The organism is Sphingobacterium sp. Ag1, assembly GCF_000988325.1.
Taxonomy (GTDB): domain Bacteria; phylum Bacteroidota; class Bacteroidia; order Sphingobacteriales; family Sphingobacteriaceae; genus Sphingobacterium.
Genome location: NZ_LBGU01000030.1, coordinates 80,900 through 97,908, shown reverse-complemented (window position 1 = coordinate 97,908; position 17,009 = coordinate 80,900). Strand labels below are relative to the sequence as shown.

Below are 17,009 nucleotides of genomic sequence, written 5' to 3'. Positions count from 1 at the left end.
TTCCTATTGTTAAATTCCGTACTGACTAGAAATGGAATTGTACACCTAAAGTTGGCGCTAACGAGTTAACGTTCAGACCAAATGTATTTACTGCAACGTCATTCGTTTTATCTTTATTGTAGTTGTAATATAAACCTCTGACTTTTAGTTCGATACCAATTTTGCTTGTTGGGAAGTAAGCTAAACCTGGAGCTAGTTCCACACCATATGATTCGAATTTATTTTTTGTCTCTACGTTATTTACTTCAGTTGTGGTTGTACCCCACGCCATTGGAACTGACAACTGAGCAAAGAATCTTACAGGTCCGTTTGCAGAATACTTTCTAGCGAAAGGTGATACCTGAAAAGCATCGTTTTTAACGCTATTATCTTTACTTGTTTCAGTTTTTCCCCAGTTGTAACCAATTCCAGTACCAATTGCCAAGTTGTCGCTTACAAAGTAACCAACTGTTGGGTTGATTGAGAATGAATTATTTTTATGATCAGTATCTTTTACTTTTGATGTTTCGAAGCCAAGTTGACCACCAACCATAATTTTTCCTTGTTCAGTTTGAGCTTGTGCTGCTATTGTTAAACCTGCAATGGCAGTCAATGTTAGTAAAACTTTTTTCATGTCTTTTTTATTTAAAATAGTTTGTTCTAATAAGCCAGTAAATACTTCCTGACTTTTTAAATTTGTTAGTCAAATATCGAAATCTTATTTTAATTTTTTGTCACTAGATTGTCTAGATGTTTTGCCATTATGGTAATTGATAGTGGTTCAATGAATTAAAATTTAGTGTATTTTTATTTTTATCGTTTCTATTTAACGATAATGATATTGTCCTGACTTTTTGTTTTTAATTGTCAATTTCAAGTAAGAAGATAAAAAAAAGCCATTTGTCAACAGCGGACAAATGGCTTTTTTTTGTATTTGAAAGACCGATTTTAATCGAAATATTCTTTGATTCGCTCGAAGAATGATTTTTCACTTTTACCTGGCTGAGGTTTAAAGTTTGGTGATTCTTTCAGTTTGTTCAATAATTCTTTTTCTTCGTTAGACACAGCTTTTGGTGTCCAGATATTAACGTATACAAGTTGGTCCCCTTTGTGATAAGAGTTGACTTCGGGAATACCTTTTCCTTTTAACCGTAAAATTTTACCGCCTTGTGTACCGGGCTCAATTTTGATCTTCGCTTTTCCATCTATTGTAGGAACTTCCACGCTAGTACCTAAGGTCGCATCTACGAAATTAATGTATAGATCATAGATTACATTTAGTCCGTCGCGTTTTAGACTTTCGTGTGGTACTTCTTCGATCAGGATAATTAAATCTCCTGGGACGCCGCCACGCGGAGCAGCATTTCCTTTTCCACTCATGGAAAGTTGCATGCCTTCACTTACACCCGCAGGAATATTGATCGCAATTGTTTCCTCACCGCGTTCGAGTCCTTCACCTCTACAAGTTGTACATTTTGCTGTGATTTCAACACCTTCACCATTACACGTAGGGCAAGTGCTTGTTGTTTGCATTTGTCCTAAGATGGTATTTGTTACTCTTCGAACTGATCCTGATCCGCCACAGGTTTTACAGGTATGGAACGAAGATTTATCTTTAGCACCAGATCCGTCACAAGAATGACAGACCACTTGTTTGTTGACCTTTACCTTTTTCTCGACGCCTTTGGCAATTTCTTCGAGTGTTAATTTAACTTTTATGCGTAAGTTGCTTCCACGAGCTACCCGACGGCCGCCACGTTGGCCACCGCCACCGCCAAAGAAACTTTCAAATGGATGTCCTCCACCAAAGATATCACCAAATTGGCTGAATATGTCTTCCATATTCATACCGCCGCCACCGCCAAAACCACCACTCGCAGAATTACCGGCATGGCCAAATTGGTCATAACGTTGACGTTTTTGTGGATTGCTCAAGATATCGTATGCCTCAGCAGCTTCCTTAAACTGTTCTTCAGCTTCATGATCACCAGGATTTTTATCCGGATGGTATTTTATCGCTAATTTGCGATATGCTGATTTAATCTCCTTCTCGTCCGCTGACCGCGAGACACCAAGTATATCGTAATAATCTCTTTTTGACATCGTCTTAATATTATTGACCTATAACTACCTTTGCGTGACGGATCACTTTGTCACCTAAGTAGTACCCCTTTTCGATCACGTCCACTACTTTATTCTTTAATTCTGCTGTGGGTGCAGGAATTGCTGTGATAGCTTCTTGTAATTCAGGATCGAAGGCTTGGCCTGTAGCTTCCATTTCCTTTAACCCCAATTGTGACAATGTTTGTCTGAATTTGTTGTTAACAATATCCATTCCTGTTTTTACAGATTCAACATCTGTCGCTGTTTCCATGGCAGTTAACGCTCTGTCAAAATCATCTAGTGTAGGTAATAGCTTACTGATGACATCTTTTCCTGCTGATTGAATCAATTCAACACGTTCTTTGCTTGTACGTTTTCTATAATTGTCAAATTCAGCAGAAAGACGAATGTATTTATCCTTTGCCTCTGCCAATTCTGCAGCCAATTTTTCTTCAGTAGACAGTTCTTCTGCTATATTATCAGCAGGCTGTTCCTGTTGTTCAGAAGAATTTGTTTCTACTGGATCTTGACCTTCATCGTAATAATTATCTTGCTCATTCATATCTTCAATGCTAAAATTAGATTCAAAAATTTACTCTATGCTTCGTTTGTCAAAGTTTTTGCCAAACAATAAAATTCCGACAGCTTGTCAGATTTTATTAAAAAAGCCTAACAATTTGTCGGAATCTCATTTTTTATATGTCAGTTTTCTGTCTAGATGCTGACATTGTCCTGCAATACGCCATCGGCAGTTTTGATGATGCGGGATGGCATATTACGGATAATGGTATAATCGTGTGTTGCCATTAAAATAGCCGTTCCCGAATTGGCAATGTCACGCAATAATAAAACGATCTCTTCTGATGTCGCAGGATCTAAGTTACCGGTAGGCTCATCTGCCAAAATAATTTCGGGGTTATTTAGTAAAGCGCGGGCAATTACAATACGCTGTTGCTCACCACCAGAAAGCTCATGTGGCATTTTCTTAAGTTTGGAACGAAGCCCAACTTTTTCCAATACATCCAATATCCGGCTATCGATCATTTTCTTATCTTTCCAGCCTGTTGCTTTCAGTGCAAATTCGAGGTTTTTCTCGATGCTTCTATCGGATAAAAGATGAAAGTCCTGGAATACAATACCCAATTTTCTACGCAGGTAAGGAACATCATTTTCGTGCAGCTTTTTAAGATCAAAGCCCGCAATCATACCTTCACCATTGCCGATGTATAAATCGCCGTAAATGATTTTTAGTAAACTACTTTTTCCACTGCCGGACTGGCCGATAAGATATATAAACTCTCCTTTGCCAATGTTTAAATTGACATTGGACAATACCAAATGTTTTTGTTGGAAGATATCAACGTTTTTTAATGTAATGACTTTATTTTCAATCATGGAAGCTAAAATTCTAATTTTTTAATTTGCCCAAAAGGCATTTCTCTAACCAGTTGCATGATATATTCTGCCTTTTCTCCCAATCCAATCTTATCAAGCGACTTATCTGGGCGGTCGACTCTAAAATATGCCAGCAAGGTGAAGGCATCATCTCTTAATTGAACATAATCAGGGATTTTGGCGACACCTTTTACTTTAATGATATACATGATTTCAAAGTTAGTATTTTTAATGCAATTTATTTACTATGAATTTAAAGGAAGCTTATTGGTTTGCGAATAAAAAATCCAATGTATTCACGCCGTCAGCAAAATCATCCAAAGCAGGGCATTGGCTTTCTCCAAAACGAAATACTGGCGAGGGCACACTTAACGCTATTTCTGATACAACACATTGGATATTTTCTTGCGCTAATTGGAGTTTATTTTCAACTTCAGCCAGTGTTTCGTATGTTTCATAATAAACTACAGCAAGGGGAGAAGCTGTGCGCTCATCTTCCTTTAGCAATAAAAATCCATTATCAAAATGCTTGTCGCCGTTGATCAGATAGATGGATTTGTTGTAATCGTAATTGTTATTATATTTAAAATGTTCGGTCACGTTGTTAAACGCAGCAATACCTTCGAAGAAGTGTGCTATCGGATAATCTTTTGGAATGAATAACTTTGATACAGAGCGACAGCCTAACCCAAAATAATCAAAGATGTCATGTCCCAGTGATTCAAGCTGGTCAGGAGATTCTTGTCCACCGATGATGGCAACACTATTTCTATTGCGACGAATAATATGTGGTTTGGTTCCAAAATAATAGTCAAAATAACGCGAGCTATTGTTGGAGCCTGTTGCAATAACCAGATCGAAATCTTTTAGTTTGTCAACAATTTCAAAGGCATCGGTAAAGGACGGTTCAATTTGTTTAAGGAGACGGAGCACATAGCTGGTCAATCCTGCGTCGTCCGATGAGACTTTGATTTTGGCTCTAAAGCCACTGATCAGTACCGATAGCATATCATGGAAGCCAACCAAGGGGATATTGCCGGCCAGAATTAATCCTACAATTTTCGTTGAATTTAGATCTGGATAAGGAGCCAACCAGTGATTCAGCTTTTCTATTGTCAAATTGGCAGCAATGGCTTGAATGGCACGTTCAACATTTTGAGGCGTATACCAGGGGTTTTTATGTTGGGCGAATTGAATGATTTGAATCAAATCATCAGGTCGCTCTTGCAGCCGCTCGCCTAATTTTACAAATGCATTTATTCGTTGTTGCTTTGTCAAAATATTAAAATTTTAAAAGATGAATACACAAATTTGTATTATATTTGTGCTGTTAACATTAATCAACGTGAATCAACTAGCCTTATTGTTCAATCAGACTTTGTTTCATATTGATAATGCAAAAATAGTTTATTTATCATAATTGTGAGGTTATAAATGGCGATTAAAATTACAGACGAATGCATTAACTGTGGTGCTTGCGAACCGGAATGCCCAAATAATGCAATATACGATGCTGGTGTAACTTGGAAATTCTCAGATGGGACGGCTTTGGATGGGGTTATTGATTTTGGCGATGGTGTTACACTAGATGCCAACGAGTCTCAAGAAGCGATCTCTAATGAAGTCTATTATATTGTTTCAGATAAATGTACAGAATGTGTAGGTTTCCACGATGAGCCTCAATGTGCAGCGGTTTGCCCTGTAGATTGTTGTGTGGATGACGAAGATGTACGTGAATCAAACGATGAGCTATTAGCGAAAAAAGCTTGGTTACACGCGGAATAAATTTAGTGTTCCGTTAAAATATAAGGCAGGATAAGAAATTTTCCTGCCTTTTTTGTGCCTTTCTATTTTGGCGAAATCGATATTTTGTTGCGAATCTTGGCTATTTGGAATAATAATATTTGCAAAAGCATAGTATTTTTTTATTTTTGTTCTTTTGACCATTAAAATCTTTTAAATGTTAAAAACCAAAATAGGGTTGATAACCCTAATCACAGTTACATTAGCTTGTATCATTGCTGTATTATACGAATTTGATGTTGTAGGCTTTTCGCATGAATTTCTAATGGCTGTCCGTTGGATAGTTGCTACCGTTTTGGTTGTAAATGCGCTCTTTAAGAAAAATTTGACCACTTGGATTTTGACCTGTATGATTATGGGGATATTTGTCGGGTTGGATTTTCCAAATCTAGCGATTTCCCTGCAACCTTTGAGTAAAGGTTTTATCAAGTTAGTCAAGACGATTGTGGGACCGATTCTCTTTGCTACGCTTGTATATGGAATTGCAGGGCATTCTGATTTGAAACAGGTGGGACGTATGGCATGGAAATCGATGCTTTATTTCTTTTGTGCAACGACATGTGCTATTTTTATTGGTTTAGGTGCTATAAACCTGACTCGGGCAGGAGTGGGTGTTGATGTTGCACATATGCCACATGAAGAGCTCCCTGCGCCGAAGGAAAGTATGGATGAGCATATCCTCAAAACACTTCCGGACCATGTGCATCCTGTATACAAGTTCACTTCTTTTATACGCGACTTGTTTCCTGAAAATATTGTCAAATCTGTAGCGGATAACCAAGTTTTACAGATTGTTGTATTTTCAATTTTGTTCGGGATTGGATTGGCAATGGTCGATGAGAAAAAGCGTAAACCCTTGGTTGATTTTACCGAAAGTATGTCTGAAACGATGTTTAAGTTTACGAACATGATTATGTACTTTGCGCCTATTGGGGTCGGTGCCGCCATGGCCTATACTGTGGGGCATCTCGGTGTCGATATCCTAAAGAATCTTTTCATGCTTTTAGCGACGCTGTACTTTGCATTGATCTGCTTTTTATGTCTCGTATTGCTTCCTGTAGCCCTGTATCTAAAGATACCTGTAAAACGTTTTATAAATGCGATTAAGGAACCCGTTTCCATTGCATTTGCTACTACAAGTTCAGATGCTGCATTGCCGAAGGCAATGAGCGCAATGGAGAAATTTGGTGTGCCACGTAAGATTGTTTCGTTTGTCATTCCGACAGGATATAGTTTTAACTTGGATGGCACTTCACTCTATTTATCATTGGCTGCGATCTTTGTCGCTCAGGCGGCTGGTATCCATTTGTCGTTTGGACATCAATTAATGATTGCATTTACATTGATGATCACCTCCAAAGGTGTTGCTGCTGTCCCAAGGGCTTCATTGATTATTTTGATTGCGACGGCGGATCAGTTTGGTTTACCAACATTTGTCATTGCAGCCATTTTAGGTATCGATGAACTCATGGATATGGCGCGTACCTCTGTCAATGTAATCGGAAATTGTTTGGCAACCGTTGTTGTTGCTAAATGGGAGGGTGAGTTTGATGAAGAAGCTCCTTATCGGGAAGATACTGAAGAAGCAATCTAATAGATAACTGACGAATATTCGTTGCAGAAAAGCAGTCTTGACATCCCCGTTGAGACTGCTTTTTTATGAGCAAAAATAAGGACTTAGTTGAAACCACATTTTATTTCATAGAAGAGAACTTTTATAGAACGAAAAGCTGCTTGCAAGCTGTTGTTGATAGTCTGGCGTCCTTTCCAATGGCTTGCAAGCAAACTGTTTTATATCAGCGCCCGTCAACGTAGTACCATAAGTCACCTTGTTTTTTGAAGGTAGACTTTTCATGGTGAATATGAACTTCCATCTGTGGATCCAGATAATGTGCTTCAAACTCGACCGTGTGGAGTGTAGATTTCAGGACCGTGAGTTGCATCCATTTATTGTCCCGCGCCCATTGCCCAATAGCCTGTTTATTTTGGAACCGTCGTGTTGAGGGGTGAAATGTATCGTATAGGAAATCGATCTGTTGTGTCACAAAAGCACTATAACGTGCGCGCATCAATGCCTCTGCTGTGGTTGCTTTGGCATGGAAACGATGAATTTGTTGGCAGCATTCCCCATAGGTATTGCCAGAGCCACAGGGGCATAATTGATCTGATGCTATCACTTGTATTTTAAAAATTTTACCAGCCCTTAATGGCGCCATTCTTGAAGACTTTTTTTGCGGTAGCTTCCACTTCAGGCGACTGATACGCTTGAATAAACTGCTGCACCTTTTCATCGTTTTTGTTATCTGAGCGGGCAACAATTAGATTAACGTATGGTGATTCTTTGTCTTCTGTGAATAAGCCTTGTTTTTCGGGATCCAACCCCGCCTGAGCGGCGAAACTATTGTTGATGATGGCAATTGTAACCTGAGGATCATCCAGAACGCGAGGCAACTGTGGTGCCTCCATCTCTATGATTTTGACCTGCTTAGGGTTGCTTACTATATCTGTTACTTTAGGTTGGATACCTACATTTTCTTTTAAGCCGATAATGCCCTCGCGTTGCAGAAGTAAAAGTGAGCGGCCACCATTGGTAGGATCATTGGGGATGGCAATACTGGCGCCAGGCTGTAACTCGGTGATGGTTTTTATTTTTTTGGAATAGGCAACGATCGGAAATACAAATGTGTTTCCGACGATGGTTAACTTTGTAAAACCGCGTTGTTTGGATTGTTCCTGTAAATAAGGCTGATGCTGAAATACATTTACATCGATATCTCCTTGATTTAGGGCTTCATTGGGCACAACATAGTCGTTGAAAGCTACCAACTCCACATCAAGATTGAACTTTTCTTTTGCAACTTTCTTAGCCGTTTCCGCAAGCTCCTTTTCTGGTCCGGATACCACACCGACTTTAAGGATATTCTCTTTCTTTTCGCTGTTGTTGCATGCCACAATCGATACGAGACTGAAGGCTAAGATTGCAAATGCATAGTTCAATTTTTTCATATGATATAATTTATGTTAACGATGGTTTACTTTTTTTGAAATGTAATCTCCTGTATACTGTAACAGGAATACGATCAAAATTAATAAAATTAGAACAGAATTCATGATAAAAGTATCATATCCGACATAACCATACTGATAACCAATCTGTCCAAGTCCACCGGCACCTACAGCGCCACCCATCGCGGAGTATCCAACAAGTGTGATCAACGTAATTGTTGCATTGTTTACCAGCGAGGGGAGAGCCTCAGGAAGTAAAACTTTGAAAATTACCTGTTGGGCATTTGCTCCCATTGCTCTTGAGGCCTCAATCAGGCCATTTGGAATTTCTAGAAGACTATTTTCCACAAGTCTTGCAATAAAAGGAGCTGCACCTATACTCAAGGGAACCAATGCTGCGGCCATACCAATAGATGTTCCGACAAGGTTGCGTGTAAACGGAATCATCCATACGATAAGTATAATAAAGGGAATAGACCTAAACACATTCACCAGCAATGAAACAAGTTGGTGCATGGCTTTGTTTTCGAGCAGTTGATGTTTGCGGGTCAAGAACAGGTAAATCCCGAGTGGAAGACCCAGCACAAAACCAAAGAAACCTGATAAGAAAGTCATGGTTAGGGTTTCTAAAGTACCCGATAGCAGAAGATTAAATACCTGATCAGACATAGCCTAAGATTTTAGTTTGTGAATGCTTTTCTTTTAAGAAAGATAGACTATGCATAACATTTTCTTTTTCACCCGATAGTTCGGCTAATATAACACCAAATTTCATTTCGCCAATATAATCTATTTGAGCGGTAATGATATTTGTCTTGACTTGAAATTGTTGTTCCAAATGTTGTATAAATGGGATGGATTCTTCATTTGAAGTTAGATAGATTTCTACGAGCGGGTTTCCAGCGCTTTTCAAGCGTTCCTGAAAACTTAGTGGAATTTCAACTTCAAGTGAAGACTGAATAAAGTTTTTGGTTGTTGTTTCCTGAGGATTGGCGAATATTGATTCTACCGGACCAGTTTCAATCAATTTTCCGTGGTCTAATACGGCAACCTGATCGCAAATACTTTTTATAACATCCATCTCGTGCGTAATCAATAATATCGTAAGGTCAAGCTGCTTATTGATTTTTTTTAGCAGTTTGAGGATAGATTTTGTGGTTGCTGGGTCTAAGGCACTTGTAGCCTCATCGCAAAGTAGAATGTAAGGATCATTGGCTAATGCACGCGCGATGGCAACGCGTTGTTTTTGGCCTCCGGAAAGATTTGCAGGGTACACGTCGGCTTTGTCTTCCAACCCAACCAAACGTAATAGATCCAACACCTTTCCGCTGATAAATTCTTTCGATTTGCCCTCAAGTTCGAGCGGGAAGGATATGTTTCCATAAACTGTTCGTGATGACAGCAAGTTGAAGTGTTGGAAAATCATACCAATTTTCCGTCTTTTTAACATAAGATCACTGGCAGGCAGCGACATCAAGTCGTTATTTTCTATAATTACCTGACCACTGTCTGGCCTTTCCAAAAGGTTGACGCAACGGATCAAAGTACTTTTACCCGCTCCGGAAGCGCCTATTACACCAAAAATTTCACCTTTTGCAATAGACAGTGAGACGTCTTTTAAAGCATCAATACGTGTCGCTTTTACCGCAAAAGATTTGGATATGTTGTTTAGTTGAATCATTGACCCTGTAGGGATTTAGCAATTTTAGTTGGACAAATGGATGATGTTGATATAAATGTACACAAATGCCGGGGATAAAATAAAATCAAGTGAAAGAAAATGGGCTCTTTCAGACTGAAAAAGAATGAAAGAACCCAGATATCTATTTTTTATAAACCTTGATAAGCTGAAATCACTTGTTTTGCCGATCCAAGTCCATCAATACCATATTCGATGACATCACCATCTTTCAGGAATCTTTGTGGAGATTTGCCCATGCCAGATCCGGCAGGCGATCCTGTGGAAATGATATCGCCTGGAAGTAAGCTCATAAAATGACTTAAATAAGAGATCAATTTGGGCACACGGTAGATAAAATCACTTGTATTGCCGTCTTGCATGATTTCACCATTGAGTTTGAGCCATATTCTTAAGTTATCGATATCTGTGATTTCATCTTTGGTTGCTATAAACGGACCAATAGGGGCGAAAGTGTCGCATCCTTTACCTTTGTCCCAGGTTCCGCCACGCTCGATTTGAAATTCACGCTCTGTCACATCGTTGTGTAGCACGTAGCCAAACACATGGTCCAAAGCTTCTTCTTCAGTAACATAAGAAGCTTTTTTTCCAATTACAATGGCAAATTCGGTTTCCCAATCAGATTTTACAGAGAACTTCGGAAGGGTAATTCCATCAAAAGGACCGTTGAATGCAGATACAGATTTCATAAATACAATAGGCTCGGAAGCTTGTTGTAATTTGGTTTCTTTGACGTGATCATCGAAATTAAGTCCTACACAAAGTATTTTGGAAGGAGCTTCCAATGGTGTACCAATACGTTCGTGGTCGGCTATCTCTTTAAGCTTGTCGCCTTTTTCAATTATATATGCTTGAAGTCTTTCCAAATTTGCAATATCCGCAAAGAAATCGCGGTTATATTGAAAATTTCCTTCCGAAACATCATATTTCTTTTCGTTTAAAATGACTCCCGCTTTTTCGGAGCCCTTTGCGCCATATCTGAAAATCTTCATAAGCCGCAAATATACGGATTTTGTCCCAAAAAGGGCGGAAATTAACGCGAATTAACAATTAATCAATATGTAAGTTATCTATACAATTATTGTCCAAAAGGGGATATTTAAAAGGGAATTTCTCCTGAACAATCTTTTTGTTGCTCACCCATGTCCCATTGAGTACCATTTCCTCTCCTTTTTTTCCGAGCATCAGCTTAATCATTAGTGATGGGACTGGGAGAGGTATGTAGATTGGACCGTATTGACGTTTCGCTATTCTTTTGGTAAACTCGGCAAGCGGAAGCGGTTCGGACGAGCAGGCATTATAAATCCCGGCTATGGTATTATTTTGTATACCAAATAACAGCATGCGGCAGAGATCATCCATATGGATCCAACTGAGCATCTGTTTGCCAGAACCCAATATCGGAACTGAACGGAAGGGTAGGAAGCGTCCGATTTCTTTTAGCATTCCCTGATCCTTACTGATAACGACTCCAAAACGGAAGACAACGAGTCTTTTTCCCAATGTTTCAATAGGTTTTACGCTTCCTTCCCAGAGGTTGCAAACCCAGGATAGAAAATTGCCCCCTTGAGGGTCTCCTTCTGTAAAAGGTCTTTTTTGGTAGGGATCGTCCGTTCCATACCAGCCTATAGCGGAGGCAGATATAACTGCTTTTACCTGATTAGGCAGTTGTTTAAGACTTTGGTAGAGCAGTTTTCCACTTTCTACCCGGCTGGCAATAATTTCTTGCTGATATGCTTTTGTCCAGCGTTTGGCATTGAGGTTTGCGCCTGCCAGGTTGATGATATAATCGGCCTCCTGAATTGATTTGGCGTCTATCTCTCGCTTATAGGGATCCCAGTGTACGTATCTGACATTCGGCTGCGCGGGATGGGATTTCGGATTTCTAGTAAAAATAATAACTTCATAGAAATTGGCAACCAATAGTTTTGTTAAATGAAGACCTATAGCTCCGGCACCACCTGTAATAATTACTTTTTCCATGAATTGAACCTTGTTTTATAATATACGCATGTTGTCATTTAAGCGAACCTATTTCTGCTGATATTAAATATACTATTTTGGTTTATAAAAAATCAATCATTGCGGCAGCAATTACAAAAAAAGGTTTATCTCCCGACGAGATAAACCTTTTAAGAGTCGATTAAGTGACGTTATTTGTTAAAGCGTTTGAACTGTGCTACCACAGGTCAGCATCTGTGCGCCATAGTAAGGGTTTTTGATTTCTTTATGACGGCTTAACCAAGTGGCACCTTTACCTTTGTTAAACATCGGGCACTTTTGATAATAAACAGCAGAAGATGGTTTTGAGGTTTTGGACAAACTATAGATATCTTCTGACAAAATTGCAAAGGCTTCTCGTTGTTTGCTGATATCCTTGGCCTGTTGTAGGCCCTTTACAATGGCTTTGAGTGATGCTGTTTTGGTTTTCCAGACGTCCTGTTCCGCTTGCGTTAGATCAGCAGTTTTGATTTTAGCAATGGCATCGGCAAGATCGTTTGCGAGGCCTGCAGCTTGTTTACTATCCGCTGCTATAAGCGCATCTTTAAGCAGAAAGTATTGGTCATAGATCTTTTGAAAGTTGCTTGCGTTGCTGATGTTATCTACTGAAGCTACCGCTGCAATGGTTGCGTCTTGGGGGGCGTCTGAAGCTGGAGGAGCTAAATTCCTTTCGTATTGACAGCAAGTGTGAAGCTTAGCATAGGTATCTTCGGCAGCAAGGTATTTTTCATTGTCGTAGCCTGCTCCGGCGATACTTTTCAATACAGCATCTAAGGACGTTTTCTTTGCGTCATAGGCTATTGTCGCTGTTTGGTTGTCTTCATTCCATTCAACTTTCGCCTGAGCGGCGGCTCCTGCATTTTCTATTGTTTTTTTACACATACCGCAGTTCCCGGCAATTTTAACATTGTTGTTCACGGTGTTGTTGTCTTGTGCATAGTTTGTCAAAGAGGATAGCACTAAAGCCCCTGTTATGATATAGTGTTGGATTTTCATATGATTGGATAAAAGAATATATAAAAATAAGTAATCAAAAATGATTGATAAATGATCAATACGAGAATTAACTTATTTTTGGCGGAACCCAGGGACAGAAATATCCTTCAGAAATAAATGTTGGCGCTATGGGTTTATAATTTTTTTTGATGGCTATACCGCAAAGCTCATGACCTTTTTCAAGAGGGTTGGAAATTGCCAAAATCGTACAACTATAAGCACATTGACAATTACAATTTTTACAGGCTTTATGATGTTTACAGAAAGCCTTTTTTTTGGAAGATTTAAATTTTGCGCAACAATGGCCCTTTTTGTCAGTGGTAGCATCATCTTGGGTATGACTGCTGTGTGCATTCATTTTATGGCAGGCAAAAGCGCCGGGTGCACTCAACAGGAAACCTAAGGTTAAAAAAAGTAGTATAAGTCGCTTAATTGCCATGTCAGTTCAAATATAGTTGTTTTGGGTAGAATCTGCTTCCTCTTTTAACGTTTTTTGACATTAAGGACTTTTTTATTCGCTCCATGTTATTTGGGGCGAGAGGGCCGAATAACATGGAGTGACGTTTGAAATTCTTTTTTTTTTAAAGCAAAGAAGTACTTAAAATTTAAAGCCAGAGAAGAAGCCTGGCTTTTTCCAGGTACGTTTATATTCATCAGCCAAAGGAGAGTGATCCGAATAGGAAAGCACTTCATCCAGTAAGCTGTGTGCTTTTTTCAGATTCCCAGTTTTATAGTTCACATGTGCTTCTGCCAATTTAACCGATTCGACATCATCGTCATAACCCCAATCGTTTTGGGCATAAATACTGTTGAAAACTTTGACGTATTTATCTACTTCATTTATAGCTCCGCTTTCGGCCAAAAGTTCAATTCCGAATTTTAACCAAAGAACATAGTCATTAGGCTCCATGATCGATTGGACCCAGTTATCATGCTTTTGGAATGTTTCCTTACCTTCACTAAATTCCTTAAGGTAATAATGGCTTTTAATGATGAGATAGAGTGTCTTTGCCTTGTCGAAATTGTCGATAATAAATTCCGGTTTATTTTTAAGGTATTTCTGCGCAGCGATGTTCATGGATTTGTAGTTGCTCTTTTCATTATATAGCTGCATCAACACATAGTGAGGCTGGGCCTCGTGTGGATATTGTTTAGCCATTTGTTCGTAATAAGAGATGCGTTGCGCTAAATTATCCTGTTCAGTTATCTGATAAATGATATGCTCGATCCCATTCTTTGACGCTTCAAAGTCACGGTAGTGATATTCGTCTAAATTGGGATGATCAATATAGAATTTGTAAATAAACTCGAGAAGCTGTTGAGCCCGGGATTGAATGTCCGCTGTACGACCCAGTTGATATTCGACGTCGATTTGATGCATAAGCATGCGGTAACAAGGAGGAAATATGGCAGACTCCGTTTCTTCGTCCTCTTCGTCTTCTTCCGAAGTAAATTCTTGCTGCGCAAGAGTGGCTTCCAACGAGATCTGATAGGTGTCAAAGTACTGTTGAAGTACTTGCTCGAGACGTACGTAATCTTCCAAGGCTGACAAGGTATCGGCTCGGGTGAAATGAAGTTCTTCAAAGTCGGAATAGCTTAATCCTTCGGTTGCGATAGCGTAACAGGTTTCCAATTCACCGGCTTCTTTATAAGCTAAAGCTAGATTATTGCAATTCATGGCCCTATTGTGACTGCCTCCAAAATAGTCACTTTCGTATTTATTTTGTTCAAAATAGTCCTTGAAGGCGTCGTAGGCTTGACGGTAAAGTCCGAGGAGGAGCAATTGTAGTGCAGACTGATCGACTGTTGTTAAGTTGTCCAGGGAGTGAATGAAATCAGACAGCGTAACAGCTTCATTGTAACATTCACGGGGAAGGTCATTGAAAGTAGGGACCTGATCGTAAACTGTTCCATTGGCTTTAAAAGTGCATTCAACTAGACGTCGCCAGGATGTTGCATTCCATTTCCGTTCACCCACCATAGTCAGATATGGAATAGCAGCAGCATACTGTCCCTCGTCATAGAGATAGGCTGCCGCAAAATGGTAACCGACGTAAGAGTCAGGATAGGCGTCGATCAATTTGAGTGCATGGAGATAATAATAGTCAAGCGGGATTCCGATTTCTTCCGAGTAATTACGCTCAATGATAAGCTGATAGTAGAAGACTTCAGGGTGCTCGTACCCCTCGGCAATCAATTCTTCAAATCGAGTATGCCATTTAACCAGCTCCTGATGGATATGCACGGCTGAGTTTTCCCCTTTGATGAGCTTAAGTAAAATCTGCAATGCTAGGTCGATTGCTTTGTTTTCGTAAGCAATTTCAGCAAGATCCACATAATTCATTTCATTGCTGCTGATGAAATGCTTGAAATCTGCTTCCATTAAAGCTAAAATATTGGATGCATTGATCTGTTTTGTACGGTCGAGCAGATATATTTTCTTTATCCAAAAGAGGGAAAAATTATGATCAGAGGTTTCTCGCTCATCCTTGAATGTTTCTTTAACGAAATCAATACTCGCCTCCAAAGCTGGGAGCAATGCTGTGTCATCCTGGAGCCCCTCGTAGATATTGGTTAAATAGTTGTGCCCATATCCGGACATATTTGGGGAAGCGATTAATTTTTTTGCATATTCGACAAATAAACCTTTGTTGTTTTCGGTAATATGGGATTTTGGTCGACCAATTTGCGCCAGTGTTGCTTGATTGTCTAAAACATAATTCAGTATATGATATAGGGTCGTTTCATGATCAGGTTCGATGGCCAATGCTTTTTGAAAATAGGGAATCATTTTTTCCTGAATCACATCGAAAATAGCTTCGTGGCCCTCATAAAATACCTGATCGTGGTAGGCGATGGCGAGGTGTGTCCAAAGCGTCACATCTTGATCGTTTTGTCGTAGTTGATTTTCTCCTTCAATAATAAAGAGGTCTAATTGTCCGCTATAGAACAAATCATATATATTCTTTTCTTCCATTTATTAATTCTTGTATGTATTCAGTATATTGAAATCTGTGGAAAATACTATTTAGCTTTCGAAAGCTTTTCAAATCCAATACCGTTCCATAGAAATTCTTCACTCTTTTTTGTGACCCTAAAATTTGGATTTTCCGCATTATCGTCGATAACTTCTCCCTCTTCAATGTATTTATAGATAATCTGATTATTTTTTCCGTGTTCGGAAGGGAAAAGAATCTTTTCATCGTAATAGAACACACCAGCATCACTAACCGAATATCGGCTAGGAAGATCAACCAGCTGCCGTCCCGTCCAGGCCACATAGCTATATTCAGAGGGTATGCCACAGGCTTCGCCCAGAAATTCAATGCGGATGATGTGTTTGACATTTTGCAGCCCCATTGCAGGCAGCAATTTACTTTGGGAGAAGCTTTGTTCTGAATAGGCGAAAGGGAAGGTGTGTTCAGCTAGAAAATTTCCATTTGCGTCGATAAGTTTTACACCGGTTGAAAAATGATCCTGTTCCTCTTCCTTGATACCTTTGGTAAAACGTTCAAAACCGTAAATATATTGCGAGCCGTCTGAAGCGGTCTGTTTTCCGAGCGCTAATAGTCCAAGCCAAATAAATCCATTCTTTTTGCTGTTACCGTCGGAATAACTTATCTCATACCAAGGAGCATAAAAATTTTTTAGTGTATTTCCTTTGATGGGATTACTATTGATCGTAACGACATTTCCGACGGATAAAGAATCTACGATTGCTGCCTTTAGACTGGGTTGAGCACGGACATAAGCTTTGGCTGCAAAAACAGTTGCTGACTGGCCTTTCTGTATGTTCCATACGTTGAAATTATCGTCAAACTTTAGATTTTCCTGCGCTTTTAAGCAAAGTGGTCCGATACTTAAAATGACTAAATAGCATCCAATTAACTTTTTCATTTTTCACTCTTCTTTCCAGCAAAAATAGCTGAATTGGTCCATACCCCTTATCACTGGTTTCAGGTATTTTTTTGTAAAGTGCCAGAAATGATATTTTTAACCGTAGATATGTTGCTCTTATTAGGGATCA

General features: G+C 39.3%; 17 protein-coding genes. 2 read left to right on the top strand and 15 right to left on the bottom strand.

All coding sequences use genetic code 11. The annotated features are described in order from the left end of the window. Positions 1-25 precede the first annotated feature (25 nt). From AAW12_RS07010 to AAW12_RS06985, 6 genes are all read right to left on the bottom strand, one after another. Positions 26-613 (bottom strand): porin family protein, encoded by a 588-nt coding sequence (locus tag AAW12_RS07010; RefSeq protein WP_046672895.1) that lies wholly within the window; start codon positions 611-613, stop codon positions 26-28. 314 nt (positions 614-927) lie between these two features. Next, the gene (dnaJ, locus tag AAW12_RS07005) at positions 928-2,082 is read right to left on the bottom strand and encodes a molecular chaperone DnaJ (RefSeq protein ID WP_046672894.1); all 1,155 of its coding nucleotides are present in this window, start codon (positions 2,080-2,082) and stop codon (positions 928-930) included. Between the two features lie 10 nt (positions 2,083-2,092). Further along, a complete protein-coding gene (locus AAW12_RS07000; RefSeq protein WP_046672893.1) occupies positions 2,093-2,644 on the bottom strand; it encodes a nucleotide exchange factor GrpE in 552 nt (183 codons plus the stop codon). Positions 2,645-2,796: 152 nt separating this feature from the next. Continuing rightward, on the bottom strand, positions 2,797-3,477 hold the full coding sequence (locus AAW12_RS06995) for a cell division ATP-binding protein FtsE (RefSeq protein ID WP_046672892.1): 681 nt from the start codon (positions 3,475-3,477) through the stop codon (positions 2,797-2,799). 5 nt (positions 3,478-3,482) lie between these two features. Beyond that, positions 3,483-3,686: a hypothetical protein gene (locus AAW12_RS06990; protein WP_046672891.1), complete on the bottom strand. Its 204-nt coding sequence runs from the start codon at positions 3,684-3,686 to the stop codon at positions 3,483-3,485. Positions 3,687-3,741: 55 nt separating this feature from the next. Continuing rightward, positions 3,742-4,755 carry an acyl-CoA reductase gene (locus AAW12_RS06985; RefSeq protein ID WP_046672890.1) on the bottom strand — a complete coding sequence of 338 codons (1,014 nt, stop codon included), beginning with the start codon at positions 4,753-4,755 and terminating at the stop codon, positions 3,742-3,744. Positions 4,756-4,911: 156 nt separating this feature from the next. Here AAW12_RS06985 and AAW12_RS06980 point away from each other — a divergent pair, with 156 nt between their 5' ends. Continuing rightward, positions 4,912-5,262 carry a 4Fe-4S dicluster domain-containing protein gene (locus tag AAW12_RS06980; RefSeq protein WP_046672889.1) on the top strand — a complete coding sequence of 117 codons (351 nt, stop codon included), beginning with the start codon at positions 4,912-4,914 and terminating at the stop codon, positions 5,260-5,262. A 175-nt stretch (positions 5,263-5,437) separates the two neighbouring features. Continuing rightward, positions 5,438-6,874 carry a dicarboxylate/amino acid:cation symporter gene (locus tag AAW12_RS06975; protein WP_046672888.1) on the top strand — a complete coding sequence of 479 codons (1,437 nt, stop codon included), beginning with the start codon at positions 5,438-5,440 and terminating at the stop codon, positions 6,872-6,874. 202 nt (positions 6,875-7,076) lie between these two features. Here the strand turns inward: AAW12_RS06975 and AAW12_RS06970 are convergent, their stop codons facing one another. The 9 genes from AAW12_RS06970 to AAW12_RS06925 form a co-directional block, all read right to left on the bottom strand. Continuing rightward, positions 7,077-7,496, bottom strand: a complete 420-nt coding sequence (locus tag AAW12_RS06970; RefSeq protein ID WP_046672887.1) for a YchJ family protein — start codon at positions 7,494-7,496, stop codon at positions 7,077-7,079. Then, positions 7,474-8,286: a methionine ABC transporter substrate-binding lipoprotein MetQ gene (gene metQ / locus AAW12_RS06965; protein ID WP_046672886.1), complete on the bottom strand. Its 813-nt coding sequence runs from the start codon at positions 8,284-8,286 to the stop codon at positions 7,474-7,476. The genes AAW12_RS06970 and metQ overlap by 23 nt, the downstream gene beginning before the upstream one ends. A 15-nt stretch (positions 8,287-8,301) precedes the next feature. After that, on the bottom strand, positions 8,302-8,955 hold the full coding sequence (gene metI, locus AAW12_RS06960) for a methionine ABC transporter permease MetI (protein WP_046672885.1): 654 nt from the start codon (positions 8,953-8,955) through the stop codon (positions 8,302-8,304). Further along, entirely contained in the window at positions 8,948-9,967 is a 1,020-nt protein-coding gene (locus AAW12_RS06955; protein ID WP_046672884.1) for a methionine ABC transporter ATP-binding protein, read from the bottom strand. Before AAW12_RS06955 ends, metI begins: the two co-directional genes overlap by 8 nt. A gap of 149 nt (positions 9,968-10,116) precedes the next feature. Next, complete coding sequence (locus AAW12_RS06950; RefSeq protein WP_046672883.1) at positions 10,117-10,977, bottom strand: fumarylacetoacetate hydrolase family protein; 861 nt, start codon at positions 10,975-10,977, stop codon at positions 10,117-10,119. Positions 10,978-11,035: 58 nt separating this feature from the next. Continuing rightward, positions 11,036-11,968 (bottom strand): TIGR01777 family oxidoreductase, encoded by a 933-nt coding sequence (locus AAW12_RS06945; protein WP_046672882.1) that lies wholly within the window; start codon positions 11,966-11,968, stop codon positions 11,036-11,038. Between the two features lie 177 nt (positions 11,969-12,145). After that, complete coding sequence (locus tag AAW12_RS06940; protein WP_046672881.1) at positions 12,146-12,982, bottom strand: DUF3347 domain-containing protein; 837 nt, start codon at positions 12,980-12,982, stop codon at positions 12,146-12,148. A gap of 598 nt (positions 12,983-13,580) precedes the next feature. Then, positions 13,581-15,959 (bottom strand): hypothetical protein, encoded by a 2,379-nt coding sequence (locus AAW12_RS06930; protein WP_046672879.1) that lies wholly within the window; start codon positions 15,957-15,959, stop codon positions 13,581-13,583. Between the two features lie 47 nt (positions 15,960-16,006). Next, entirely contained in the window at positions 16,007-16,879 is an 873-nt protein-coding gene (locus tag AAW12_RS06925; protein WP_046672878.1) for an SH3 domain-containing protein, read from the bottom strand. Positions 16,880-17,009: the final 130 nt, after the last annotated feature.